The sequence below is a fragment of the Arthrobacter sp. C9C5 genome, from assembly GCF_013359735.1.
GTDB lineage: Bacteria > Actinomycetota > Actinomycetes > Actinomycetales > Micrococcaceae > Arthrobacter.
The window spans coordinates 202,497-227,562 of record NZ_JABFMX010000003.1 but is presented as its reverse complement, the minus strand read 5'-3'; the positions used below and the strand labels follow the sequence as shown (position 1 = coordinate 227,562).

The window sequence follows — 25,066 nt, the reverse complement described above, 5'->3', positions numbered from 1 at the left end:
TTCTGTGACGTACTTGGCACCGAAACGCGTGAAACGGCGGGCGGGTGACGGTCTGGTCCGCCTTGGGCCCCGGCAAACTGTCAGCCCGCGCCGGTAGAATAGGGTTCCTACCAGTCACTAAGGAGCCCCGGTGTTCGGCTTGACCATCTTGGACCTGGCGTTGATTCTGACGCTCTTGTCCTACCTGATCTATGGCTTGCGCAACGGCTTCCTGGTGACGCTTGGCGGAATCGCCGGGTTCGCGGCGGGCGCCGTGGCCGCCTTCGTGTCTGTCCCGATCGTGAGCGACCTCGTAGACGACCCCGGCTGGCGGCTCACCGCCATCATTGCCACGGCCGTGCTGCTGATGATGCTGGGGCACGGCCTCGGCACCATGATCGGCCGGCGCATCCGCAGCGTCGTAAAAATCAGTCCGCTCCGGCTGGCCGACCGGGTGGTGGGCGGCGGGGTCAACCTCGCCGTATCCGGCCTCGTGATGTCCATGCTGGCCTTCAGCATCAGCGCCCTCGGCGTTCCCTTTGTTTCCCAACAGCTGGCCGACTCCAAGGTGATCGGGTTCATCGACGGCGTCACCCCCACGCCGCTGAAGACGTCAATGGCACAGTTGCGTTCGGCCGTGATCGGCGATGGCATCCCGACCCTGTTCGAGGGTGTCGGCGGACGGGCCGTGCCCGTGCCCGACGCCAGCACCGACACCCCTCCGCTGAACAAGGCCGCCGCCTCCGTGCTCAAGATCGCCGGGACCGCCTACCAGTGCGGCCAGAACCAGACCGGAACGGGCTTTGTGGTCTCGCCGGGCAGGGTCGTGACGAACGCCCACGTGGTGGCCGGCGTCCCGGAGCCCGTTGTCGAGGTCCCGGGCGGCGGTGCCCTCCCCGGCCGGGTCGTTTACTTCGACAGCCGGCATGACCTCGCCGTCCTGGCCGTGGACGGGCTGCGCGCCGCGCCGTTGCCGCTGGGCCGCGACCTTCCGGCCGGCAGCCCGGCGGCGTTCGCGGGCTACCCGCACGGCGGTCCGTTCCAGTCCAAACCGGCCACGGTCCGGGACATCACCACCGTCCTGGTCCCGGACATCTACGGCAACAACGCCGCTGCCGAGGATGTCTACCGGCTGGCGGGCGACGTGCAGCCGGGGAACTCCGGCGGTCCGCTGCTGACCACGGGCGGCCAGGTGGCCGGCGTCGTCTTCGCGAAATCCACCTCCGAGCCCTCGCTGGGCTTCGCCATCACCATGAACGACCTCGGCCCCGTGGCCGCAAAGGCCCCCGGGCTGGGCGACGCCGTCTCGCCGGGCCAATGCATTAAGAAATAGCCAGCGGTAGGAACCAAGCGGGAACCGCTTGCGGGCACCGTCAGGCCGGAGCCGCTTCGATCCACTCCAGGCTCTGGCCGTGCGGGCCCGCCATGGCCACCGGCAGGCCGTCCTCCAGCAGCAGGAAGCGGCCGCGGAGGCGGGATTCGTCCATTTCGGGAACCACGCTGGAGCCGTCCGCCTGCAGGATGACCGTGTGGCCCTCGTTCGAAATCCAGTGGCAGCCCCGGTCGGCGGCCAGCAAAGCGATGGTGTCGCGGAAACGTTCGCGGCCGGCGGCGTCGAGGTAGGCCATGACGGCACTGTGGAAGACCACCAGAGCGGTCTCCGGCGGCGCCTGCTCCGCCAATGACACAAGTTGTTCGTTGAGGTCCCCGGCCACCAGCAGCGGCGGATCCGTCCGTGCGACGGCGATCGCCTGGCGCAGCCGCTCGCGGCGGAAGTCCTGCTCCGGCCAGATCAGCGCCTCCAGCCAGTCGACGTCGTCGGGGTCCCGGATGTCCAAAGGGTTCAAATCGATGCCGGCGCGCCATACCACCGCGGGCAGCGCGGCCGGCAGCGGCACCGGGCCGGCCGTGGCGCAGCTCAGCACGGGGTAAGTCCCGGGCGCCGCACCGGCCGGGAACAGCCGCGTCACGGCGCCGGAGCCGCCGTCGAACTCGTAGCCGTAGCGGTCCGGGTACAGCGTCAGGCCGGCCGAAGCGCCGACTTCGATGAGGGCCAGCGGGCGTCCCTCCGCAGCTGCGATCCGGGCGAGGGACGGGAGCAGGGCGGCGCAGCGGCCGGCCTCGTTTGTCTGGGTGGACCGGGACAGGACAATTCGGGAGACCCCGTCCCAGTGGGTATCCAGGAAACTCCGGAACTCGGCGTAGGGGCCGATCCGGGCGCCGAGGAAGCGGGCGGCGGCCAGCATCAGCAGCGGCTGGCGCTTGTTGTGCGGCCACTCGTCGATGCGGCTGATCAGCTCGGGGTCGTCCGCGATGGCCGTGGACCATTCCGCGTAGCACGCGGAATTGCCGGGCGCGTCGACGGTGCCGAAATGGCGGTACCAGTCCGCGGTCCCCGGGGGCTCCGGCGCGGGGGACATGCTCAGCCCCGGCCCGCGTTCAGCTCGGCGAGGTACTCGACGGCGAAGCGGTACCCGAGGATGCCCGCGCCGGCGATCACAGCCTTGCTGATGTCCGAAAGGTAGGAGTGGTGCCGGAACGGTTCCCGGGCGTGCACGTTGGTGATGTGCACCTCGACGGCGGGCAGTTGCACGGCCGTGATTGCGTCCCGGATCGCCACCGAGGTGTGCGTGTAGGCGCCGGCGTTCAGGACGATGCCCACCGCTTTCCCCCGGGCGGCGTGGATGGCGTCCACGAGTGCGCCCTCATGGTTGGACTGGAAGCACTCGACGTCGAGCCCGTGCGCCGCTCCGGTGTCCTTGGCGAGCTGTTCGACGTCGGCCAGCGTGGCCGTGCCGTACTTTTCGGGCTCACGGGTGCCCAGCAGGTTCAGGTTGGGCCCGTTCAGGACCAGGATGGTGCCGCGCCGGGCGTCCGAGGGGGTGGCTTCGCTCATGCCTGCCAATGTATCGCGTTGTCCGGGACCGTACCCTGATGTTTCTTGCGGAGTCCATCAATCATGGTCAGGTCCGCGACCGGCGGGGGTCCCCGGGCCGGTCGCGAGCCGTTCTATCCGCCGCAGCGCCAGGGCGCAGACCGGCAGGTAGGCCGGTGCCCACCAGGGCACGGTGAAGGTGAGCAGACAGCCGTCGTCCTGCGGGGTTAACCGGTGGCCGGTGGCCGGGATGCCCGCAACGGACCACGCCCAGTACCGCCCGGCTTCAAACCCTGTCACCGCGTACGGCAGCGCTACCCCCAGGACGGTGCGTACCTTTCCGCGGCTGCCCGGCGCGAGTCGCGGGGAAGCGGCCGCGGCGGTGGCAGGTTCGACGCCGGTGACCGACGGGCCCCACGCCGGCCACTGCCCGGTGTCCGTGAGCAGCCTCCACACCACGCCCGCGGGCGCGGCCACCCGGCGCGAAACGGAGAAAGTCACCCGGGCCGGCCCAGAACGGCCAGCGCGGCGCGGTGGCCGCTGACGAGCGCGCCCTGGATGGAAGCCGTCTCCCGGTGGTCGCCGCAGACGGTGATCCCGTCCGGGCCCTCCACGGGCTGCCGGGTCCGCAGCGGCGGCGGCTGGTGCGGCAGGGCATCCGGGATCTCGTGCCTTGCCACCAGTTCCCAGCCGGCCGTGGAGCAGCCGAAAATGTCCCCGGCGTGCCGGAGGACGTCCGCGTCGCTGGGAACCGGCCGGCCCGCGCCGAACAGGGCAGAGGTCTGGATCAGGTGCCGGCCGGCGGGCGCGTAGCTTGGTGCAGAGTTGGAGATGACGGCCGCGTTGAGCAGCGGTCCGCCGGGGCGGGTACGGCCGTCGATGCAGAGCATGCGCGCGTCGGTCGGTGCCGAGTCGGCGGCGAACCAGTGCGTGAGCACTCCCTTCATGGCCGGCGCCTCGCTCCCGGCGAGCCTGGCCGCGTCCACCGGATCGGCGGCGAGAACGACGTGGCGGGCCCGGATGGCGGTCCCCGATGCGGTGACCAGGGCCCCGTTCCCGTCCGGCGTGATCTTCTCCACCCGGGTAGAGGTGCGGACCGGGGCGGCAAGGCCGTCCGCCAACTGCTGCGGGAGGGCCTGCATCCCGTCGCGCGGCACTCCGGGAACCCCGGTCGCGAAAACGCGCACCAGCTGCAAGGCAAAGTCGTTGGAGGTGCTGCCCACGTCCTCCAGCAGTACGCCGGCGAGGAACCGCTGCACCACGGTGCGGAGTTCGCCCGAGCAGCCGGCCCGGTCGAGGGCGTCGCGCAACGCAACATCCTGGCCGCTCCGCCGAAGGGGCCCGGCGAAGGCCGGGACGGCCCAGCGCAGCAGCCCCGCGACGGCGCGCGGGGTGAGAATCCCGCTGCGCAGGGTCTGCAGGATGAGCCCCGGCTCGCGCAGGGGATGGGCCAACACCGCCAGGGACTCCGGCAGCCGCACCCGGAGGCCGGCGCCGAAGGCCTGCAGCGCCAAGGCATCGACGTCGACCCACTGCCGGACCGCCGGGTACGCCGGGTTCAGGACCTGAAAGCCGCGGTCCACGAGGAACCCGTCCACCCGGTCCGTCCGGATCCTGCCCCCGACGGCGTCGGAGGCCTCCCAGACCACGACCTCGCGCCCGGCGGCCTGCAGTTCCCGGGCGCACTGCAGCCCGGCAAGACCGGCCCCGACCACCAGCACCTCGCACGAATCCGTCACGGCCTCATCGTTCCGTCCCGTGCAGCCCGGCCCGGATCCGCGCTCACTTCTTAAGCGAATGCGCGATCTGTGCCATCACGGTGTTGTCGGCCAGGGTAGTGGCATCGCCCACCTCGCGGCCCTCGGCGACATCCTTGAGCAGCCGGCGCATGATCTTGCCGGAGCGGGTCTTAGGCAGTTCCGGCACCACGAGGATGGTCTTGGGCTTGGCGATCGGCCCGATCTCCTTGCTCACATGGTTGCGGAGCTCCTGGACGATCGCATCGCCCGAGTTCACCGCGTCCCCGCGCAGGATCACGAACGCCACGACGGCCTGCCCGGTGGTCTCGTCCGCCGCGCCCACGACGGCGGCTTCCGCCACGGCCGGGTGGGACACGAGGGCGGATTCGATCTCCGCAGTGGAGAGCCGGTGGCCGGAGATGTTCATGACATCGTCCACCCGGCCGAGCAGCCAGATGTCGCCGTCGTCGTCCTTCTTGGCGCCGTCGCCGGCGAAGTACATCGTTTCGAAGCGGGACCAGTAGGTGTCCTTGAACCGTTCCGGATCACCCCAGATGCCGCGCAGCATGGCCGGCCACGGCTCGCGGATGACGAGGTAGCCGCCGGCGCCGTTGGGCACCGACTCGCCCGCTTCGTCGACGACGTCCACGGCGATGCCGGGCAGCGGGACCTGGGCGGAGCCGGGCTTGGTCGCGGTCACTCCGGGCAGCGGCGCGATCATCTGCGCGCCGGTCTCGGTCTGCCACCAAGTGTCCACGATCGGGGCCGGGTTCTGCTTCTTCTCCCCGTTCTTCCCGGCGTTGGCGCCGATGACCTCCCGGTACCACATCCAGGCCTCGGGGTTGATGGGTTCGCCCACCGAGCCCAGGACGCGGATGGAGGACAGGTCCGACTTTGCCGGGATTTCCTTGCCCCACTTCATGAAGGTGCGGATCGCCGTGGGGGCGGTGTAGAGGATGGAGACCTTGTACTTCTCCACGATCTCCCACCAGCGGCCCTGGTGCGGGGAATCGGGGGTGCCCTCGTACATGACCTGGGTGGCGCCGTTGATGAGCGGCGCGTAGGCGACGTAGGAGTGGCCGGTGATCCAGCCGACGTCGGCCGTGCACCAGTAGACATCCGTTTCCGGGTGCAGGTCGAAGACCGCCTTGTGCGTGTAGGCGCCCTGGGTGAGGTAGCCGCCGGTGGTGTGCAGGATGCCCTTGGGCTTGCCGGTGGTTCCCGAGGTGTAAAGGATGAACAGCGGGTGTTCGGCGTCGTGGCCGACGGCGGTGTGCTCGGCGGACGCTGCGCCGACCGTGTCGGACCACCAGTGGTCCCGGCCCTCATGCCAGTCGACGTCCTGGCCGTTGCGCTTGACCACCACGACGTTCTGGACGGTGTGCCCGGAACCGTCTCCCTCGTGGGCGAGCGCCTCGTCGACGGCGGGCTTGAGCGCGCTGGGCTTGCCGCGGCGGTAGGTGCCGTCGGCGGTGACCACGAGCTTGGCCTCGGCGTCGTCGATCCGGGAGCGGAGCGCCTCGGCGGAGAAGCCGCCGAACACCACCGAGTGGATCGCGCCGATCCGGGCGCAGGCCAGCAGGGTGATGACGGCCTCGGGGATCATCGGCAGGTACACGGCCACGCGGTCACCCTTGGCCACGCCGAGGGATTCGAACGCGTTGGCGGCCTTCTTGACCTCTTCGGTGAGCTGCGCGTAGGTGTAGCTGCGGGTGTCGCCCGGCTCGCCCTCGAAGTAGATGGCAACCCGGTCCCCGTTGCCGGCCTCGACGTGCCGGTCCAGGGCGTTGTACGCGGCATTGATCTCGCCGCCGACGAACCACTTTGCGAACGGCGGGTCGGACCAGTCCAGCGTCTGGGTGAAGTCCTTGCTCCAGCTCAGCAGTCCGCGGGCCTGCTTGGCCCAGAAGGCCGGCCGGTCCGCGTCGGCCTCGGCGTAGTCGGCGGCAGTGACCACGGCGTTGGCAGCGAACTCGGCCGACGGGGCGAACCTGCGGTTCTCCTGCGACAGGTTTTCGAACGCATCGCCCTGCCGGGGCGTCTGGGTTGTGGTGGTGGAGCCGGGGGTCTGCTGGGACATGGTGAACCTCATCATTCATCGTTCCGTGCTGCACGGAACGTCCGTCGCCGCCGCGGCGCCGGGCCGCTTGCGCGGCATCGGGCATCGGCTGGTCACGGGCGTACCGCAAAGAGCTGTTCCGAAATACACACTAACGCCCGGGTACGACAGAACGTGTGCCCCGTCACAAAGGGCGCCGTGAGCGGTGTTTATTAAGCGCCGAGTGGTGGGCGGCCGCGGCACGGCCGGCCGACATCGGCGTCGAACGCCGGTTTACGCGCAGGGCGAAAGGGTCCGCGCACTGGTGCTGGAGTGACGGCCGGGCAGTAGTGATCGGTCCTGCACTTGGCTAGGCTGAGATGGAGTTGTGACATCCGATGGGGGCAACAGGACCGCTGGCGGTCCTGTTTCTGCCTGCCGTTAGGCGGCACTGTCCAGAGTGCGGCCATGCTAAGGAGAAACAGAATGAACGAGCAGAGCAACGGGCAGCTCCATGCGCCCTCCCGCACCGAAGGCCAGACAGGGCCGGCGCAGTCCAATGGGCGGGGGGAACAGCCACGCTTCACGGTGGACAAGCCGAACTCGAAGAACAACGAGGCCGTCCTGGGGCCTTTCACGGTCCGCGACCTCACCGTCTTCGGCTCCACGCTGGTGCTCTTCATCGCCTCCCTGATCCCGATGTTCGCCGAGCGCTACAACCTGTGGAACCTGGGCAGCCTCTTCTTCCTGGGCCTCGGCGTGCTGCTGCCGGTGATCGTCGCTGCGCTTTTCGTGGCGCGACGGGTCAGCCCGGGCACGAAAATCCGGATCGGCTCCCTCTCGATTGACCAGTTCGCCTCCGTCGTGGCGTCCTTCAGCCTGGCCTTCTTTTTCCTGGCGACCGCCGGAGCGTTCGTGCCGAGCCTCCTGCTGGGCCTCGTGGGCGCTCTCGGCCTCTTCACCGCTACCGTACTGGCGCGGCTGATTCCCAGCCTCGCCGGTGATTTCCTGCACCGCGCCGAAGTCCCCGCCCACGTCGTGGCGCGGGAAGCCGCGGAGCCGGTCCGCAAGCCGCGTGCCCCCAAGGCTGCCAGCGAAGCCAAGGCTCCCAAGGAGGGAGGCAGTGCGCTGGCCGGCTGGGCCAAGCGCATAGCCCCTGGCAAGCAGGCGGGCGAGGCCAAGGCCACGCCGCAGGCCCACGAAGCCCAAAAGGCATCAGCGGGTGCTGCTGCGGGTGCCGGTGCCGCCGCCGCGTACACCCGTCCCGCGGCTGCCGAGCCGGCCACCCAGGCGCACGGCGTCGTTCCTTCCGCGTCCCCGTCGCCGACGGCTGCCGCATCCCCGACGCCGACGGCGGCGTACGCGCCGTCTGCCGCAGGAGAAGCGGTGCCGTCTGCCGCCGAGCAGACCCCGACTGCCATGGCACCCGCCGCGTCCGCTCCGGCCGAGCCCCCGGTCGCCTCCCCGGCACCCGCCGAGCAGGGAGCGGGCCTGGAGGCGACCCAGGCGGCCAGCGTCCCGGTGGCGGCATCGGCCGCGGCACCTTCCGCCGCAAGCCATGAGGCCCCCACCGCCCTCACCCCGCAGGTCCGTTCGCAGGAGCCGATCGGCGCCACCGTGGACCCCACAAGCCGCCCCCAGAGTGAGGCGGCCCAGCCTGCCTACGAGGCTTTCTGGTTCGCCGTCGCCCAGCCCCGCACCGCGGTGGACGAGCGCAGCGGCGCCCCGGCGTTCGTCGTCGAACCCGGCGGCTGGGTCCTTGCCCTTGAGGACCGCGGCCACGAATTCCTGGTCCAGCACACGGACGGCCGCGTCGGCGTGCTCCGGGACCTCAGCAACATCGAACGCGGCTAGCCGGACCGTGGCCACCGAACCCGGCACAGCCAAAACCGGCACCGCCAGAACAGGCACAGCCAAAACCGGCACCGCGAAGCCCCGCGCACAGGCTGGCGGGGAGACGTTGCTGGGGCTCAAGCGCCGCGCCCGCCGGATCAACAGGGCACTGGCCGAGCAGTATCCCTACGCGCATGCGGAGTTGGATTTCCGCAGCCCGTTCGAGCTGGTGGTGGCCACGGTGCTCTCGGCCCAGACCACGGATGTGCTGGTCAACCAGATCACGCCGCTGCTGTTCGCCCGGTACCCGGATGCCCGCAGCATGGCCGAGGCCGAGCCCGCCGAGCTGGAAGCCATCATCAAACCCACCGGGTTCTTCCGGGCCAAGGCGCGGAACCTGATGGCGCTGGGCACCAAGCTTGTTGACGACTACGACGGCGAGGTGCCCGGCCGGCTGGAAGACCTGGTGAAACTGCCAGGCGTCGGACGGAAGACCGCCAACGTCGTCCTGGGAAACGCGTTCGGGATCCCCGGCATCACGGTGGACACCCATTTTGGGAGGCTGGCCCGCCGCTTCGGCTGGACGGACTCGGACGACCCGGTCCGGATCGAATCCGACGTCGCCGAACTGTTCGAGCCGAAAGACTGGACCATGCTCTCGCACCGCGTCGTGTTCCACGGCCGGCGCGTCTGCCATTCCCGCAAACCGGCCTGCGGCGCCTGCGCGGTGGCGAACTGGTGCCCCAGCTACGGAGCCGGCGAGACGGATCCGGAGAAAGCCAGGACGCTGCTCAAGTACGAACTGGCCCCGGGCCAGGAAGAACTGCTGGCGAAACTGCTGGCCGAAACCCACCGGGCCGCCGAAATCCGGATGGAATCGCAGAGAAGGCCGCAATGACCGCCCGACAGGACCTGATTGACCTCGTGGCCGCGGTGCAGGCAGGCACCGCCCCGTCGCCGGATCCGCGCTGGCGCGAACTGGCAGTTGAGCCGGGCGAGCGGGTGCGCCGTGCCGCCGTGCTGATGCTGTTTGGCTCGCTGGATGATGTCCCGGCGACGTCGGTGAAGCTGCTGGCGCCGGCGGATCTGGACGTGCTGCTGCTCCAGCGCGCGCAGACCCTCGACGATCACCCGGGCCAGGTGGCGTTCCCCGGCGGCGGCATCGACCCCGGCGAAACCGTCATCGAGGCCGCCCTGCGCGAGGCCGAAGAGGAAACAGGGCTGGATCCGCAGGGCGTGGAGGTCCTCGGCGTCATGCCCGAACTGGCGCTGCCCCGCGGGAACTTCCTGGTCACACCCGTCCTTGGCTGGTGGGCGTCCCAGTCACCCGTCCGGGTAGTGGACTACGGCGAGTCCTCGCAGGTCTTCCGGGTGCCCGTCCGGGACCTGCTTGACCCCGATAACAGGGTCATGGCAACCGTCAGCCGGGCCGGCCAGACCTTTCAGAGCCCGGCCTTCACCGTCAACGGCGTGGTGGTCTGGGGTTTCACCGGCATGATCCTCAACCAGCTGTTCGACCAGCTGGGCTGGTCCGTCCCGTGGGACCGGACGCGCCTGCACGGGATCGACGGGTAGCGGCGCGCCTCCGGTAGAGCGCCTCCGCTACAGCGCTTCCGCTAGCGAGCCGTCAGCAGCGGCGCAGGCCGCGAGGACGCCGTCGCGGCGGGCTTGCTTCCGGACTGGGTGACGGCCTTCCGGGCGGAGCGATCCACGACCAGCCCGGTAGCGGCGTTCTCGCGCACCGCCGTGATGCCGGCGGCCGCTCCCTTGATGGTTTCAAAAAGAGGTGAAACGGCAACTACTGTCCCGTCCGGTGCCGTCAGCCTGAAGAAATACGACTCGTTCCCGGCCTCTGCAATCTCGAATACGCCAGCCACTCTGCTGCCTCCCCGGTTCCCTGCCTCGTTGCATTTGCGCCGGCGGATCAATCGGGATCATCGCCGGCCTTTTCGACTGTAACGGGGCCCGCGGAGCAGGCGCAACGCTACTGGCGGGTACGTTACCCGGGGTGTCCAGCCCGGCGTCGGGCAGCGGTTGACGGCAGCTATTTGGCGTTGTCGTAAGAGTCGACGACGGCGATGCTGACCGGAAATTCCACCGGGATCCTGCCGAACAGCAGCTCCTTGGCCGCTGCCGCGGATTCCTCGATGGCCCGGATGCAGGCATCGACGGAGTCCGCCGGGCAATGGACCATGACCTCATCGTGCAGGAAGAAGACCAGCTCCCCGGCGGGCGAGCCGTCGGCGCGCAGTCCCCGCAGCCGCCGTCGTAGTTCCGCCAGCCAGCAGGCCGCCCAGTCGGCCGCGGAACCCTGCACCACGAAGTTGCGCGTGAACCTTCCGCGAGAGCGCGCCAGTGACTCGGCCCGGCGTTGTTCCTCCGCGGTGGCGGACTGCTGGCTCCGCAGCCACCGCTCCGAAGGTGGCGGGCTGCTGCGGCCCAGCCGGGAGGTTACGGTCTTACCCGCCTCGCCTTCGCGGGCGGCCTGCTCCACGAAGCCGACGGCGCGCGGATAGGTCCGGGCCAGCTGCGGCATCAGCCGGCCGGATTCGCCCGTGGTGGCGCCGTAAATCGCGCCTAGCAGCGCGATCTTGGCCTTGCCCCGGTCCCCGCCGAAACCCTGCGCGGCGATGCCGGCGTAGAGGTCCTTGTCTCGGGCGGCTTCCGCCATCTTGGAATCCTGTGCCAGCGCCACCAATACGCGGGGCTCCAGCTGCGAGGCGTCCGCGACGATCAGCTTGTGGCCGGGGTCGGCGTGGACCGCGCCGCGGATCTGGCGGGGAATCTGCAGCGCCCCGCCGCCGCGGGAGGCCCAGCGTCCGGACACGACCCCGCCCACCACGTATTCGGGCTGGAAGCGGCCGTTCTTGACCCAGGCGTCGAGCCACGCCCAGCCGTTGGCGGAGTGGAGCCGGGCGAGCTTCTTGTAGGCCAGCAGCGGTTCGATTGCCGGGTGGCTGGACTCCTTCAGCTCCCACTGGCGCGTGCTCTTCACCTCGATGCCGTTCCGGTGCAGGGCCCGCATCAGTTCCTGCGGGGAGTCGGGGTTCAGCGCCGGGGACTGCAGCAGCCGGCGGAGTTCGCTGTTGAGCGCCTCCAGCTTGGCCGGGCGGTGGCCCTGGGGCGGACGCGGACCGAGGTAGTCGGCGAGGATCTGTTCGTGCAGCTCCTCGCGCCAGGGAACGCCGGTGTGCTGCATCTCGGCGGCGATCATGGCCCCGGCGGACTCGGCGGCGAGAAGGAGCTGGAGCCTCTGCTTTCGACGGTCGCCGTCCAGAGCGACGCCGGCCAGTGCCTCCTGCTGCGCGGCGTATTCGGCGCGCAGTTCCTCGCCGGAATACCGCGGCACAGCGCTCAGGCCCGGGTCCTCGAACAGGGCGCCCTGGTCCGCGGGCGGGGGAGGGGGCTGCAGGGCCCGCGGCGGCTGCTGGACGTCGTCATCCTGGGTCAGTTTCTCCGCGTTCCGGGCGTACTCGGTGTGCGCGGTGAACTCCGAATGGGCCAGGATGGCACCGCACAGCGTCAGGTCATGGCAGCGTTCCAGCTCGACCCCTGCGGCCAGCAGCGCCGGGTACCAGTCCTGCGTGCGGTGCCAGATCCAACGCGGGCGCTGCTGCTCCAGTTGATGCACGACGCCGGGCAGCTCGGCGGCGCTGACGATGCGCGGTTCCGGCGCGGCGGGATCGGGGGCGCCCGACGGCGTGAGTCGTTGTAGGGCTGCGCCGTCGGCGTGGGCGGCAAGCAGCAGATGCATAGGCTCAATTCTGCCCTGTGGATGCCTTCCCGGCGGACCGGGCCGGGCGGGGCCGCGTCGCGCCGCCCGAATCCGGCCCGGTTTTCCACATAGCCGAAGACGGCGTGCAGCTGCGGCGTCCGTAGCGCCGAAAGTGGTGGCATGAGCAGTCATCAATTACCCGAGCCAGTCACCAGTCAGGCCCCGTCCCGACAGCCCGTGTCCAGGGCCGGCCCCCAAGCGGGACCGGACCCGGTGCCCAACCCCGGGTCGTGGCTTCCCGAAGGGGCGGCGGAGACGCTGCTGGTCACCGGGTCCGAGGTCCTGCGCGGGGAGGTGGAACGGATTGTGGCCGCGGCTGGCCGGCAGCTAAGTCTGGCGCGGGATGCCGCGGAAGCGGTCCCGTACTGGGACTCTGCCGGCGCAGTGCTTGTGGGCAGTGACGTCCGGGAACTCCCGATCCGGCGCCGTGCACCGGCAGTTCTTGTGGGACTGAGCGGCGAAGGCGACAGGCTCTGGCAGCTGGCCGCGGCCATGGGGGCCGAACGGGTGGCCGTCCTCCCCGAGGGCGGACCCTGGCTCGCCGAGTACCTCAGCCGATCGCACGCCCCGGAACCGGGCGGGCATGTCCTCGGCGTGGTTGGCGGCTGTGGCGGCGCCGGGGCCACCACCGCCGCGATCTGGCTGGCCCAGGCCGCCGCGGGGCTGGGCGCCAGAGTCCTCCTGATCGACGGAGACCCCTGGGGCGGTGGTCTAGAACTGGCCCTCGCTGCCGAAGAAGAACCAGGGCTCCGCTGGCCGGACCTCGCCGAGGCCAGCGGCAGCATCGACCCGGATCAGCTCCACGAGGCGCTGCCCGAAGCGGGCGGATTCTCTTTCCTGTCCTGGCCGGGCAACCGGGAACGGCCGCAGGCCATCGACGCGGCAGCGGTCGCCGGGGTGCTCGACGCCGCGCGTCGCTGCTATGAGCTAGTGGTGCTGGACATCGGCCGCGGACGCGAGGCACTGCGGACCTTCGCCTGGGAATGCGACCGGGTCGTCGTGGTGCTGCCCGCCCAGCTCCGGGCGGCGGTGGCATCCGCCCGTCTGGTGCCGGAGCTACCGCCGGTGGAGACCGCACTGGTGATCCGGACGAAACCCGGGGTCGCGTTCGACTACCAGCTGATTTCCCAAGCCGTGGGGCTCCCGGTGCAGGGCATCATGCCCGAGGTCCGGGGGACGGCCGCCGCCACGGAACTCGGGCGCCTGCTGGATGCCGGCGGACGGCGGAGCGTGCAACGCTTCACCGAAGGAGTCCTGGCCTTCGGCACGGACGGGTTCCCGTGAGTTCGCATCTGGCGGCGGACCCACCGGACCCGGAGAGTCCACGGTTGCGCAGGCAACTGCGCCCGCCCCAGCGGCGGGTAGACGCGCGGCTGCTCGAAGCGGTCCGCGAATCGGTCATGGCGGACGCCGGCCCGGTCACCCCGTCACGGGTGGCCGCGGCCGTGCAGGCCAGCGGCAAGCTCCTTGGCACGGCCGGTGCCTTAGCCGCCGTCGAAAGCATCAGCGCGGAACTGAACGGGCTGGGACCGCTGCAGCCGCTGGCGCGCGACCCGCTCGTGACGGACATCTTCGTCAACGGCCCGGACTCGGTGTGGCTGGACCGGGGCCGCGGGCTTGAGCGCGCCCCGGTCGCCTTTGCCAACGAGGCCCAGGTCCGAGCGCTGGCCGTTCGACTGGTGGCCTCCGGCGGGCGGCGGCTGGATGACAGCTCGCCCTGCGTGGATGTCAGGCTCGACGGCGGTTACCGGGTCCATGCCGTGCTGCCGCCGATCTCCACGGCCGGAACGCTGCTGAGCGTGAGGATCCGCCGCGAGGCCGTTTTCTCGCTGGACGAGCTCTCCCGGGTCGGTATGTTCGGCCCGCTTATCCAGGACGTCCTCACGCGAATGGTGGCGCGGCGCCTGAGCTTCCTGGTGAGCGGCGCGACGGGCTCGGGAAAAACGACGCTGCTTGCCACGCTGCTCGGACTCTGCGGGCAGGGGGAGCGGCTGGTCCTGATCGAGGATGCTTCGGAGCTGAATCCGGTCCATCCTCACGTGGTGTCCCTCGAATCGCGCCACAGCAACCTGGAGGGCGGCGGCGCGGTTGATCTCGGCGAGCTGGTCCGGCAGGCCCTGCGGATGCGGCCCGACAGGCTCGTGGTGGGGGAGTGCCGCGGCGCCGAGGTCCGGGAGCTGCTCTCCGCGATGAACACCGGGCACACTGGAGCCGGCGGCACGATCCATGCCAACACCGCCGCCGCGGTCCCGGCCCGGCTGACGGCGCTCGGCGCGCTCGCGGGGATGGGGCCCGACGCTGTCCGCCTTCAGGCAGCCAGCGCCCTCGACGTCGTCGTCCATCTGGAACGTACACGGCTCGGCCGTCAGGTGTCGTCCGTGGGACTGGTCGGAGAAGGCGCTTCGGGCCTGGCCGTAGCCGTGGCGCTGGCAACGGTCGGCGGCGAGGTACGCGCCGGGCCCGCGTGGCCCGAGCTGGCGGCCCGTTTGGGCCTGGATCCGGCCGTTACGCCCGGGACCGGCGTGCCCAGCGCGGCCCCCGGCCCGCCATGACGGCCGTCCTGGCCGGAATCCTGGCCCTCGCATCTTGGCTGGCTTTCGCGCCGCCGGGGGCGTCCGGCCGGCGCGTCCGGCGGGCTCTGTCCGGTCGCTCCGTGGGCGCCGCCCGCGAACCGGCCGTCGGGCGGCCGGGACAAGGACGGCGTGGCCGCTTAGCGCCGTGGCGCAGGAGGGGTAGAGCCGAGGCGGAGGTCCCCATGACCGTGGTGGTGCAGCAGCTGGCCGCGTTGCTGAAGGGCGGCCGGACTCCTGCGCGGCTGTGGGAGGAACTCTGGCTTCTTTATGGTGACCTGCGGGAGCCGGACCTTGCGAAGGGAGGGGGTGGACGCCCTAACCGCGCCGCGCCCACTGATGGTTTGGGCGCGACATCGCTTGAGATCCTGGCCGCAGCCCGGGCTGCGGCCCTGAGGGGTTCTCCGGTCGCCGCGGCCATCCGGAAAGGTGCCGCGACCGGCACCGGCAGTACTGCACGCCGCGGCCCCGGTCCAAGGGAACGGGCGATCTGGGTGGAACTCGCGGCGTGCTTCGACGTCGCCGAGGCTACCGGCTGTCCGCTTGCTGAGGTCCTGACGCGCTTCGCCGCCCATCTGGAGGCCGAAGACGACGCCGAAGCCGCACGGCAGACGGCACTGGCCGGGCCCAAGGCCACCGTCCGGATCCTGACCTGGCTGCCCTTCCTGGGGCTCGTCCTCGGTGTCCTGCTCGGCGTGGATCCCTCGACCATCCTGCTCGGCACCCCCTTCGGCATGGCGGCGCTCGTCGCTGGGCTCGCCCTCACGGCCGCGGGCCGGATCTGGTCCGCCCGTCTCGTCCGAGCGGCTGCCGGGCGGCAGTGGTGATCCCGCAGGCTGGCGGTCCCGCGGTGGCCGCGCTCATGGCGGCCGCGGTGATCGTGGCGCTCGCAGACCAGCGGCGCGCGGGCCTGCGCTGGAGGCGGCTGGGCCGGCGTCCGCCTGGCGGGGCGCCCGCGGGTGCCCCGAGCGGCGGCGGCACTGGTGCGGCGGCGCATCAGGTGGGCGGCCTCCGTGATCCGGCCATGATGTTGGAATTGATCGGTGCCATGCTGGATGCCGGATCCGGGCTGGGGCGCTCGCTGGAGTTGATTGCCATCCGCGCCGACCCCGCGATCGGGCGCCCGCTGGCTCCGGTCGTCTCCGCCCTCGCGATCGGCGCCGACTGGGAGACTGCGTGGCGGAATTCCCGCGCGATCCCCGAACAGTTGCTGGCCCTCCGCGATGCCTTGGGTTTCGCCGCGCTGACCGGCGTGCCGTCGTCGGCCATCCTCTATGCGCAGGCCGCCCGGCTGCGGCGCGAACACTTCCGCGCCGCCGAGCAGCGGGCCGCTGCGTTGGGCGTGAAGCTGGTCATCCCCCTGGGGCTGTGTTCGCTGCCCGCCTTCGTGTGCCTGGGCATTGTGCCGGTGTTGCTCGCGATGGTGCCGCATGGCTCCTGACGGCTGTCCCCGGCGCGTCGACTCGTCCTCCACAGCCGAAGTTGTCCACTTGGCCACGCAGCGCCCTTACCGGCGACGGGCGTGGGCGCGACATTGGAATCAGCCGGCAACTGCGCCGGCATCACCTGAGAGGAAAGCTCATGACACTCCACCGAAACGCCCCCGCTGGCCCCGTCCGTGCGGAGGCCGACACTGGAACCGCGGAGGTGCGGGAAATCTATCCCGGCGCCCGGCAGGCACCACCGGTGCGGGACGTTTCCCGGCCGGCACGCAGATGGAAAAACCTCCCCGGTTCCGAAGCGGGGATGGCAACGGCTGAATATGCCATCGCCACTCTGGCTGCCGTCGGCTTCGCCGGCCTGCTCGTGCTGATCATGCGCAGCGACGAGGTCCGGGGGTTCCTGCTGAACCTTATCCGCACGGCGCTGGCACTGCCGTGACCAGGGGCTCCCGGAGTGCGCCGGCGGCCCCGGCCAAGGCGTCCGCGCAACCGGGATGGCGCTTTCCGAAGCACCTGGACGCATCGAAGCCGGGGTCCCGCGCGGCCCGAGTCGCAGCGGCGGCCCGGGGCGCGGTCACGGCCGAGTTCGCCGTCGCGCTGCCAGCCGTTGTGCTGCTGCTGGGGTTGTTGCTGGCAGGGTCCGCCGCGGGGTTGACGCAACTCCGGCTTGAGGAAGCCGCGCGGGCCGGTGCGAGGGCGCTCGCGCGCGGTGAGGACGCCGCCGTCGTCGGCGGAATCGTCCGCCAGTTGGCCGGGGATTCGGCGCTGGCTGCCGTGGCGTCCGATGGGGTCTGGCTCAGCGTCACGGTGTCCGGAACCGTCAGCGGTGCGATGGGTCCGCTGGTTCCGTGGACCCTCACCGCGAAAGCGTGGGCGAGGAGTGAATCCTCTGACGCGCCCGCCCTCTCCGCTCCGGCGACGGCGGATCTCGCCCTGGGCTGGCGCGCGTGATGCCGGCCGTGATGCGGGACCCTGAACTGGGGGCGGGCAGCGCCCTGGCGTTGGGCCTGGGGATGGTGCTGCTGCTGGCGATGACCGCTGTCGTCTTGCTCGGCCAGGCCGCGGTGATGGCGTCGAAAGCCGCGGCGGCGGCGGATCTGGCGGCACTCGCGGCCGCGGATGCCGCCCGTGGACTCTCCGCCGGCGAGCCGTGTGCCGTCGCCGCCGACGTCGCCGGCCGCCATGATGCGCGGCTGGTGGGCTGTTTGGTCGGACCCGGCGACACCGTCCAGGTCCGCACGGAACTGCGAGCCCGCACGGTGTTCGGTCCGGCCACCGGCCTGGCGAGGGCCGGACCTCCGCCGGCCGAGGGCACCGGACCGGCGTTCGGGGTCCGGTAAGCGGGTGCCGGCCTAGCCTGGCTGGCTGATGACGTGCCCGGCGGCCGGGGCTGCCCCCTGCTCCTCGGCAGGGCCGCCCATAAGATCGGTGGCGTCGGTCAGCAGCATCTCGAGCAGCGTGACGGCGGCGTCTTTGTCCAGCGGGTTGTTCTTGTTGCCGCACTTGGGCGACTGCACGCAGGACGGGCAGCCCGACTCGCATTCGCAGGCCTTGATGGCGTCGCGCGTCGCGGAGAGCCACACCCTGGCCTTGTCGTAGCCGCGCTCGGCGAAGCCGGCCCCGCCGGGGTGGCCGTCGTACACGAAGATCGTCGGCACCCCGGTGTCGGCGTGGATGGCCGTGGACACGCCGCCGATGTCCCACCGGTCGCTGGACGCCACCAGCGGCAGCAGCCCGATGGCCGCGTGCTCGGCCGCGTGCAAAGCGCCCGGGAACTGCGCCTCGATCAGCCCCGCGCCCGTCAGGGAGCGGTTGTCCATCACGAACCACACCGCCTTGGTGAACAGGTCCCGGGCGCCCAGTTGCAGCGGTTCCTCGCCGAGGATCTCGTTCGAAATCAGCGCCTTGCGTTGGAAGGAGACCACCTGTGTCGTCACTTTCACGTCACCGAAGTGCACCGCGACGTCCCCCCACTGCGTGGTGCGGAGTGTCTCCAGGACCTCGATCTGCGTCACGTCGCGCGCGGTCGTGTAGTAGTCGGGGTTGGCCCGGCGCACCACGACGCAGTGCTCGCCTTCGTTCAAATCCTCGACGACGTAGCTCTCGCCCTGATGAACGTAGATGGCGCCGGTGTGCGCCTGATAGTGGGTCTGGGGTGAATCCATGGTGCCGAGCAGGGAGCCGGTGTCGGCGTCCACGATGCTCACCGGACCCCCGCCGTCGGCCCGCAGGTTCACCATGGCCGCGGCGCTCTGGGGGTGGGTCCAGAACCAGCCCGCGGGGCGTTTGCGCAGGTAGCCCTGGGCAACCAGCTGGTCCAGCAGCTTCTCGGCTGTCGGGCCGAACAGCTCCAGCTCCGCATAGCCCAGGGGAAGTTCGGCCGCCGCGGCGCACAGGTGAGGGCCCAGCACGTACGGATTGGAGGGGTCGAAGACCGTCGCCTCCACCGAGACATCGAAGATCGCCTCCGGGTGGTTCACCAGGTAGGTGTCGAGCGGATCGTCGCTCGCGACGAAGGCGGCAATGGCGTCCTGTCCGGCGCGGCCCGCCCGGCCGATCTGCTGGAATAGCGACGCCCGGGTTCCCGGCCAGCCGGCGACCAGGACCGCATCGAGCCCTGAGATGTCGATGCCAAGTTCGAGCGCGGAGGTGCTCGATACGCCCAGCAGCTCGCCGGAACGCAACGCCTTTTCCAGACCCCGCCGTTCCTCCGGCAGGTACCCGGAACGGTAGGCCGCCACCCGCTGCGGCAGGCTGGGGTCCACTTCGTCCAGGAGGCGCTTGGTGATGGAGGCGATCGTCTCGGCGCCGCGGCGCGATTTGATGAACGCGATGGTCCGGATCCGGGAGGAGACCAGATTGGCCAGCAGGTCCGAGGTTTCGGCGACGGCGGTCCGGCGTTCCTTGGCGCCGTTTTCGCCGCGCAGCTCGGTCAGCGCGGGTTCCCAGAACGCCACGGTGGTGGCGCCGTGCGGCGAACAGTCCTCGGACACCGCCCGGACCGGAGCGCCGATGAGCCGGCCGAAGGAGGTGCCGGGGTCGGATGCGGTGGCCGATGCGGCGATGAACACCGGCCCGGGGTGGGACGTGCCGGGGCTGTAGTAGGCGCAGATCCGTCGCAGCCGTCGCATCAGGTTGGCCACGTGCGAGCCGAACACGCCCCGGTAGCTGTGTGCCTCGTCCACGATCACGTAGCGGAGCCGGCGGAAGAACCGCGCCCACCAGGTGTGGTTCGGCAGGATCCCGAAATGCAGCATGTCCGGGTTGGCGAGGATGACGTTGGCGTGGTCCCGGATCCAGCGGCGGGACGCCGGGTCGGTGTCGCCGTCGTAGGTTTCCGCGCGGACGGTGGGCAGCTTGAGCGAGCGGATGGCGGCCAGCTGGTCGGCGGCCAGGGCCTTGGTGGGGGAGAGGTAGAGGGTGACGGCGCCGTCGTCGTGGATCTTGCCGGGGTCGGCCAGGACGCGCAGCTCGGAGCGGTGGACCGCATCCAGCGCCGGCAGCTGGTAGGCCAGGGACTTGCCGGAGGCGGTGCCGGTGGCGATCACCACATGTTCGCCCGCGTGGGCCAGTTCGGCGGCCTGCACCTGGTGGCGGTAGGGCTCGTGGATGCCGAGAGAGCCGTAGGCCTGCACCAAGTCGGGGTGCACCCACTCCGGCCACGGTTCATTGACCGCCTTCCGGGCGGGAATCGTGCGCACATGCCGCAGCTGTTCCGGGTCCGGGCCGCGGCCCAGCAACGGGATCAGGGACTCATGTGGATTCACTCCAACATTGTTTCACCCGGGCTCAAATCGCCCGGCGGGGGCGCGGATCGTTGCCTGGGCCCGTGCCCCGCTCATCCCACGGAGAGGTCGGCGCCCTCGTCCGAGGCGGAAAGCATCAGCACATGGCATACCGTGGTCCAGCCGAGATGCGAGTACAGCTGCTGGCCGTCCAGGGAGGCCAGCAGGAGCCCGCCTTCGACGTCGTGTTCAAACGCCTGGGCGGCCAGTGCCCGCATGATGAAGCTGCCGAGTCCGCGCCGCTGGAACCCGGGCTCGGTGACGATCTTGTCGAAGACGGCGGTGTGGTCCGCGACGAATACCCGCCCGCTGGCGGCCACCTCTTCGCCTGCGTAGACGACGGCATGGTGGACCCCGCCCGTGGTCGACGGCACCCAGCGCAGATCGTCGTCCGGAAGCCAGGGGTCCTCGGCGTCCTGGGTTTCCATGTCCACGATCATCATGGTCTGCGACGCCGAGGTGACGTTCAGCCCGTTCTTCTCGGCCAAGGCGGTGTAGCGAGCCACATCGTTGGTGAGGATCGTAAGGATCCGGGCCGGGACCTCGGCGGTCTTGGCGGCCAGCTCCGCGAACTCGGCATCGGAGGGGTCATGGGCGAAATATTCCCATTCGTGGGTCGTGTCCGCCCTCAGCGCCGCGGGGAAGCGGCCCTCCCTGCGGGTCTCATAACCCCGGCAACCGGCCCACCCGGCAACCCAGACCTCGAGGAGGTGGGTGGTGTCGTCAACCATGGCGTCAAGACTCATGACACGAGCGTATTCCAGCCCCGCCGCAAGCAACAGAGGCCGGGATCCGCGAGGCCGCTTGCTTACGCAATTGTGACAGTGGCTCGCGGGTAACCCCTTGGCGCCGTCGGCCGACGGCGCCGGGTTTTGCCCCGCCCAGTACGCTTAAATGCGTGGCTTTGAATCGAATTGTGCTCTTTTACGGCTTTACCCCGATCGCGGACCCGGACGCCGTCCGGCTCTGGCAGCGCGCCCTCTGCGAAAAGCTCGGGCTGACCGGCCGGATCATCATCTCCAAGGACGGTATCAACGCGACCGTCGGCGGCGAGATCGGCGCCGTCAAGCAGTACGTCAAGACGACCCGCGAATACAAGGGCTTCCGCGGCATCGACGTGAAGTGGTCCGACGGCGGTGCCGCGGACTTCCCCCGGCTGAGCGTCAAGGTGCGCGACGAGATCGTCTCCTTCGGCGCCCCGGGGGAGCTCAAGGTGGACGAAAACGGCGTCGTCGGCGGCGGGACGCACCTTGCGCCCGAGGAACTGCACCGGCTCGTGGAAGCGAAGAAGCAGGCCGGGGACGAAGTGGTGTTCTTCGACGGACGCAACGGCTTCGAAGCCCAGATCGGAAAATTCAAGGACGCCGTTGTCCCCGACGTCGCGACGACCCACGATTTCATCAAGGAACTCGACTCCGGCAAATACGACGCCCTCAAGGACAAGCCCGTGGTCACCTACTGCACCGGCGGCGTCCGCTGCGAGGTCCTCTCGAGCCTGATGGTCAACCGCGGCTTCAAGGAGGTCTACCAGCTCGACGGCGGGATCGTCCGCTACGGCGAGGCGTTCAAGGACCAGGGGCTCTGGGAGGGCTCACTCTACGTCTTCGATAAGCGGATGCACCTGGAGTTCAGCGAGGACGCCAAGACCATCGGCCAGTGCGTCCGCTGCGCGGCGGCCACCAGCAAGTTCGAGAACTGCTCCAACCCCAGCTGCCGCACCCTGACGCTGTACTGCGCCGACTGCGCCTCGGACCCGGCGACGCTGCGCTGCCCGGACGGCTGCGCCGCCGCCTGAGGATGCTGCTGCCCGGACGGCTGCGCCGCCGCCTGAAGACGCGCGCGGCCGCTTGGCGACACACGCCCGCCTGAGCGCACTGGCTCCTGACGGCGCAGGCTCAGATCCGGCTCACGCGGTACGCGAAATTCGCCGGCGACAGGGACCCGATCCGTACCTTCAGCACCGTGTCCGCCCCGAGCTGCACCACGTTCACCCGCGAGGTGCCGCACCGCAGGCTCAAGTCCACCAGAATGCTCTCCTTGTCCACGATGGTGAACGAAACCCGCCGGGCACTTCGGCAGACCAGGGTCAGGGCATAGGTCCCGCTCGGCAGCTGCGTGGTGGTCTCATTGCGCGTCGCGCTGGCGTCCAGCAGCCCGTAGCCGGTATGGAAGACCTGGCCCTGGGTTTCCGGTAACACTTCCGTCACCCAGTGTTTGAGTTCCGGCCCGGTCACTGGCCGGTTCAGGTCGGGGTCTTGGGGGAGGGCGGCATCGGTGAACGTGGTCGCTTGCGACGGCGCGTCACGGGCGGAAAGCCCGTCGTCGTACTCATACTCGCAACCGGCCAGCCCCGAAGTGCACGCCAGTGCGACGGCCAGCACGACGGCGGTGAGCGCGCCGCGCGACCGCAGCGGCAGGGGTGCCTGCGCGGTGGGCATACTCCGACTTTAAGCCCGGCCGCCACGGCGGGCCAGAGCAGGCAGGCCCACGGGATCGCGACACTAGGGGGTCGGCAGTCGCTCGAGCCGGATCGCGACGGCGGCGCCTGGAGCGGGCTCGGCTGACAGCGGGTCAATCTGCACCGTGGTCGGCCCGGACTCCAGCTTCACGGTCGCCTGGACGGTGCGCCCGCACGGAACGTTGAGCGTGAGCCTTGTCCCGTCCCGGCGGTCAACCTGGGTAACCGTCAAAAGCGCGGTGGGCGTACCGGCGCAGGCCACTGTCACCCCATACAGGCCCTTGGCTGTGCCGTGCATGGTCTGCCGGAACCCGATCCCGCTCAATGCCGACGTCAGTTCGTTCTTCGGCCGGGGGCCGAGGAGCCGCTGAACTTCCGTCGTGTTCTTGGCCGCTTCGGCGGCATTAGCTACGTCCTGCGTCGGAAACGGCAGCGGTGCGGCCGACCGGACCGATGGCCCGGCGTCGGCCGCCGGGAGCCCGACGTCGTCCGCGACCTCACAGCCAGCCAGCCCCACCACCGCAAGAAACGCCAGTGCGATCAGCGGCGCGCAGGCGCGGACCCTTTGCTTACCCCCAGCAGCAACCATGCCCCGAGCCTAGCTACGCTTCCGGCCGGCGCAAGTCACATCAGGCTGCGGCCACCAGTTGGTAGGCAAAGATGAGCGGCGCGTCCACGCTCGAAGCGCTGATCTTCAGCGTGCCCGCGGCGGGCACCTTGATCCTGGCGGTTTCCCGGCTGCCGTTGCAGGCGGCACCGGCCTCCGTGAGGTGGTTTCCGTCGAGGGAGACCTCAAAGAATTCCTTGCCGCCGCCGTCGCAGCTCATCGTCAGGGTGTAGCTGCCGGCCGGGACGCTGGCCTCCTTGGCGACCGGGTCGCGGTTAAGGATCTTGCCCGCATCTGCCAGGACGATTCCGCTGGCCGACGGCATGGCGGTGGCTTTCCAGGCGTTCACGTCGGCGGATTCGATGGAGCCCCCGGCGGAGCACGCCGAGGCTCCCAGGACGACGGCGACGCCGGCCGCGGCGGCGAAGACGCGTCCGAAAGCGCGGGGGCGGGAGGGCGAGGGCAGAGCGAAAAGCATGCCTCCAACTTACCCGCCGGGGCGCCCGGTCACTGCCCCGTCCCCGCCCCAGCGTCGTCCCGCGGCCGCTAGCCGGCAATCAGCTCCAGGACCCGTCCCCGGTGCAGGGCCAGGTACACCCTGTCGCGCAGCCGGTTGGCCTCCTCATCCGTCAGCGTCCGGTCCAGCGGCTGCAGGACCAGCCTGACGAGCACGTTCACCTGGTCCGGGCCCAGCCTGAGGCGTTCGACGGCGGACGCCGGCAGCGCCGCCGCCGGCGTCACGGCCCGGATCTCGAGGGCCGCCAGGATCTCGGCGTCCGCGCCGAGTGCGGTGCGGGCGAGGTCGCCGAGCAGCTCGACGTCGGCCTCTTCCGCGCTGCCGAGCACCAGGGACAGGTCGCGCCGGACCTCCGGCATGGCCGACACCGGCCGGTACGGCTGCAGGTCCTGCAGCTGCGCCTGAACCTCCGGATGCTCCGAGCGCAGGAGCCGGATGTCCCGGATCCCCTTGCGCAGCATGAGCGCACGGTCCAGCCCCAGGCCAAGGGCGAGCCCTGCCCACCGCCGGGGATCCAGCCGGGCCCCGCGCAGGACCCGCGCCGCCACGAGCCCGCATTCGGCCAGTTCCAGCCACTCCCGGCGGCCGTCGGGCAGGGTGAGCAGCACGTCCAGCTGCTGCCCCAGCGCCGTATAGCTGTGCTCCGACGGCGTGGCCCGCCACTGGACATCCGGATACTGCGCGGCCGGCAGCACTGCTTCCACCACCGCGGCCATCATCGCGTGCAGTTCCGCGGGACCGAGGAGTCCCCGGGCCTTGAGCCGCCACAGATCCACCTGGTGCGGGGCGCCGACATGGGTGCGGTCCACCGCGTCGCGGCGGTACACCAGGCCCGGCAATACATGCAGCCGGTCGTAGCGGCCGAGCTCGCCTCGGAGGGTATCGAGCAGCGCGGGGACCCCGGCCGAGGTGTGGCTGCGGAGCATCACGGTGGGGCTGACATGGCGGGAATAGCGTGAGTCGCGGGTGACGTCGTCGGCCGAGTAGCCTAAGCGGTCGTAATTGTCGGCGGTGGCCACCAGGGGCCTGTGGCGGTGCGTTGCGGCCGGGATATCCCAGAGCCGTTGCACCCCGTCCACCACCTCCGCCAGCAGCAACTGGATGGCGTGCGGTCCGGCGGCAGGATCGGACAGATCGCGCACGGCAAGGGCGGAATTGAGCTCGGGCAGGGAAAGGTACGTCTTCATGGCGGGGGTCCTTGGGTTCCAGGGGCGGAGAGGGGGAAATCACCCTCAGCCGCTGCGCCGGACGGACCCCCGCGGCCGCAGTTAGGTGCGCGTCAAGAAGCCCGTGCGGCCGGGAAGCGGCCGAGGGCTGATAAATCGCTGCTGCGTGTGCATGGGTCCATCGTACGTCAGGGCATGCCCGGCGCAACGGCACGGCCGGCCGGTAAGAAGCACCCTTGACCTTGACGCGGCGTCAACATTTAGGCTCGGGGTAGCGGCCGG

General features: G+C 70.5%; 25 protein-coding genes. 12 read left to right on the top strand and 13 right to left on the bottom strand.

From position 1 onward, the window contains the following. Nucleotides 1-130: 130 nt before the first annotated feature. The gene (locus tag HNO80_RS03810; RefSeq protein WP_175321493.1) at nt 131-1,312 is read left to right on the top strand and encodes a MarP family serine protease; all 1,182 of its coding nucleotides are present in this window, start codon (nt 131-133) and stop codon (nt 1,310-1,312) included. Nucleotides 1,313-1,352: 40 nt separating this feature from the next. On the opposite strand, the gene HNO80_RS03805 is transcribed toward HNO80_RS03810, so the two are convergent. Genes HNO80_RS03805 through acs form a run of 5 tightly spaced genes read right to left on the bottom strand, consistent with a single transcriptional unit; the run spans nt 1,353 to nt 6,673 of the window. Then, entirely contained in the window at nt 1,353-2,399 is a 1,047-nt protein-coding gene (locus HNO80_RS03805) for a DUF2332 domain-containing protein (RefSeq protein ID WP_175321492.1), read from the bottom strand. 2 nt (nt 2,400-2,401) lie between these two features. Beyond that, nucleotides 2,402-2,875, bottom strand: coding sequence for a type II 3-dehydroquinate dehydratase (aroQ, locus tag HNO80_RS03800; RefSeq protein ID WP_175321491.1), 474 nt, complete (start codon nt 2,873-2,875; stop codon nt 2,402-2,404). 57 nt (nt 2,876-2,932) lie between these two features. Then, the gene (locus HNO80_RS03795; protein WP_175321490.1) at nt 2,933-3,355 is read right to left on the bottom strand and encodes an SRPBCC family protein; all 423 of its coding nucleotides are present in this window, start codon (nt 3,353-3,355) and stop codon (nt 2,933-2,935) included. Then, complete coding sequence (locus HNO80_RS03790; protein WP_349627199.1) at nt 3,352-4,593, bottom strand: NAD(P)/FAD-dependent oxidoreductase; 1,242 nt, start codon at nt 4,591-4,593, stop codon at nt 3,352-3,354. Before HNO80_RS03790 ends, HNO80_RS03795 begins: the two co-directional genes overlap by 4 nt. Nucleotides 4,594-4,636: 43 nt before the next feature. Then, on the bottom strand, nt 4,637-6,673 hold the full coding sequence (acs, locus tag HNO80_RS03785; protein WP_175321545.1) for an acetate--CoA ligase: 2,037 nt from the start codon (nt 6,671-6,673) through the stop codon (nt 4,637-4,639). A gap of 444 nt (nt 6,674-7,117) precedes the next feature. Here acs and HNO80_RS18055 point away from each other — a divergent pair, with 444 nt between their 5' ends. The 3 genes from HNO80_RS18055 to HNO80_RS03770 all read left to right on the top strand — a co-directional run bounded on the left by HNO80_RS18055 (nt 7,118) and on the right by HNO80_RS03770 (nt 10,039). Beyond that, a complete protein-coding gene (locus tag HNO80_RS18055; RefSeq protein WP_175321489.1) occupies nt 7,118-8,485 on the top strand; it encodes a hypothetical protein in 1,368 nt (455 codons plus the stop codon). Nucleotides 8,486-8,591: 106 nt separating this feature from the next. Next, nucleotides 8,592-9,362, top strand: a complete 771-nt coding sequence (gene nth, locus HNO80_RS03775; RefSeq protein ID WP_175321544.1) for an endonuclease III — start codon at nt 8,592-8,594, stop codon at nt 9,360-9,362. Next, nucleotides 9,359-10,039, top strand: coding sequence for an NUDIX hydrolase (locus HNO80_RS03770; protein WP_175321488.1), 681 nt, complete (start codon nt 9,359-9,361; stop codon nt 10,037-10,039). Before nth ends, HNO80_RS03770 begins: the two co-directional genes overlap by 4 nt. Nucleotides 10,040-10,080: 41 nt before the next feature. Here the strand turns inward: HNO80_RS03770 and HNO80_RS03765 are convergent, their stop codons facing one another. Together HNO80_RS03765 and HNO80_RS03760 are read right to left on the bottom strand one after the other, a co-directional pair. Then, a complete protein-coding gene (locus HNO80_RS03765; protein ID WP_175321487.1) occupies nt 10,081-10,341 on the bottom strand; it encodes a YegP family protein in 261 nt (86 codons plus the stop codon). A gap of 167 nt (nt 10,342-10,508) precedes the next feature. Then, complete coding sequence (locus HNO80_RS03760; RefSeq protein WP_175321486.1) at nt 10,509-12,218, bottom strand: bifunctional 3'-5' exonuclease/DNA polymerase; 1,710 nt, start codon at nt 12,216-12,218, stop codon at nt 10,509-10,511. 234 nt (nt 12,219-12,452) lie between these two features. Here HNO80_RS03760 and ssd point away from each other — a divergent pair, with 234 nt between their 5' ends. The 7 genes from ssd to HNO80_RS03725 all read left to right on the top strand — a co-directional run bounded on the left by ssd (nt 12,453) and on the right by HNO80_RS03725 (nt 17,591). Continuing rightward, complete coding sequence (ssd, locus tag HNO80_RS03755) at nt 12,453-13,523, top strand: septum site-determining protein Ssd (protein WP_349627197.1); 1,071 nt, start codon at nt 12,453-12,455, stop codon at nt 13,521-13,523. Between the two features lie 44 nt (nt 13,524-13,567). Beyond that, nucleotides 13,568-14,791, top strand: a complete 1,224-nt coding sequence (locus HNO80_RS03750) for a TadA family conjugal transfer-associated ATPase (RefSeq protein WP_249777138.1) — start codon at nt 13,568-13,570, stop codon at nt 14,789-14,791. A gap of 203 nt (nt 14,792-14,994) precedes the next feature. Next, nucleotides 14,995-15,636 (top strand): type II secretion system F family protein, encoded by a 642-nt coding sequence (locus HNO80_RS03745; protein WP_349627196.1) that lies wholly within the window; start codon nt 14,995-14,997, stop codon nt 15,634-15,636. Nucleotides 15,637-15,671: 35 nt separating this feature from the next. Next, nucleotides 15,672-16,250 carry a type II secretion system F family protein gene (locus HNO80_RS03740; protein ID WP_175321543.1) on the top strand — a complete coding sequence of 193 codons (579 nt, stop codon included), beginning with the start codon at nt 15,672-15,674 and terminating at the stop codon, nt 16,248-16,250. Nucleotides 16,251-16,390: 140 nt separating this feature from the next. Beyond that, nucleotides 16,391-16,690: a DUF4244 domain-containing protein gene (locus HNO80_RS03735; RefSeq protein ID WP_175321482.1), complete on the top strand. Its 300-nt coding sequence runs from the start codon at nt 16,391-16,393 to the stop codon at nt 16,688-16,690. Further along, nucleotides 16,687-17,202, top strand: a complete 516-nt coding sequence (locus HNO80_RS03730; RefSeq protein WP_502707803.1) for a TadE family type IV pilus minor pilin — start codon at nt 16,687-16,689, stop codon at nt 17,200-17,202. The genes HNO80_RS03735 and HNO80_RS03730 overlap by 4 nt, the downstream gene beginning before the upstream one ends. Further along, a complete protein-coding gene (locus HNO80_RS03725) occupies nt 17,202-17,591 on the top strand; it encodes an Rv3654c family TadE-like protein (RefSeq protein WP_175321541.1) in 390 nt (129 codons plus the stop codon). The genes HNO80_RS03730 and HNO80_RS03725 overlap by 1 nt, the downstream gene beginning before the upstream one ends. Before the next feature lie 12 nt (nt 17,592-17,603). Here the strand turns inward: HNO80_RS03725 and HNO80_RS03720 are convergent, their stop codons facing one another. Continuing rightward, complete coding sequence (locus tag HNO80_RS03720) at nt 17,604-20,018, bottom strand: DEAD/DEAH box helicase (RefSeq protein WP_349627195.1); 2,415 nt, start codon at nt 20,016-20,018, stop codon at nt 17,604-17,606. A 71-nt stretch (nt 20,019-20,089) separates the two neighbouring features. Then, complete coding sequence (locus HNO80_RS03715; protein WP_175321481.1) at nt 20,090-20,782, bottom strand: GNAT family N-acetyltransferase; 693 nt, start codon at nt 20,780-20,782, stop codon at nt 20,090-20,092. Nucleotides 20,783-20,934: 152 nt separating this feature from the next. Here HNO80_RS03715 and trhO point away from each other — a divergent pair, with 152 nt between their 5' ends. Continuing rightward, nucleotides 20,935-21,831 carry an oxygen-dependent tRNA uridine(34) hydroxylase TrhO gene (gene trhO / locus HNO80_RS03710; protein ID WP_175321480.1) on the top strand — a complete coding sequence of 299 codons (897 nt, stop codon included), beginning with the start codon at nt 20,935-20,937 and terminating at the stop codon, nt 21,829-21,831. A 100-nt stretch (nt 21,832-21,931) separates the two neighbouring features. Here trhO and HNO80_RS03705 read toward each other — a convergent pair whose 3' ends face one another. The 4 genes from HNO80_RS03705 to srmL form a co-directional block, all read right to left on the bottom strand. Further along, the gene (locus tag HNO80_RS03705; protein ID WP_175321479.1) at nt 21,932-22,474 is read right to left on the bottom strand and encodes a DUF6023 family protein; all 543 of its coding nucleotides are present in this window, start codon (nt 22,472-22,474) and stop codon (nt 21,932-21,934) included. Nucleotides 22,475-22,537: 63 nt separating this feature from the next. After that, the gene (locus HNO80_RS03700) at nt 22,538-23,083 is read right to left on the bottom strand and encodes a hypothetical protein (protein ID WP_175321478.1); all 546 of its coding nucleotides are present in this window, start codon (nt 23,081-23,083) and stop codon (nt 22,538-22,540) included. Between the two features lie 40 nt (nt 23,084-23,123). Next, nucleotides 23,124-23,579 carry a DUF6023 family protein gene (locus HNO80_RS03695; protein WP_175321477.1) on the bottom strand — a complete coding sequence of 152 codons (456 nt, stop codon included), beginning with the start codon at nt 23,577-23,579 and terminating at the stop codon, nt 23,124-23,126. Nucleotides 23,580-23,647: 68 nt separating this feature from the next. Further along, nucleotides 23,648-24,805 (bottom strand): PheS-related mystery ligase SrmL, encoded by a 1,158-nt coding sequence (srmL, locus tag HNO80_RS03690; RefSeq protein WP_175321476.1) that lies wholly within the window; start codon nt 24,803-24,805, stop codon nt 23,648-23,650. Nucleotides 24,806-25,066: the final 261 nt, after the last annotated feature.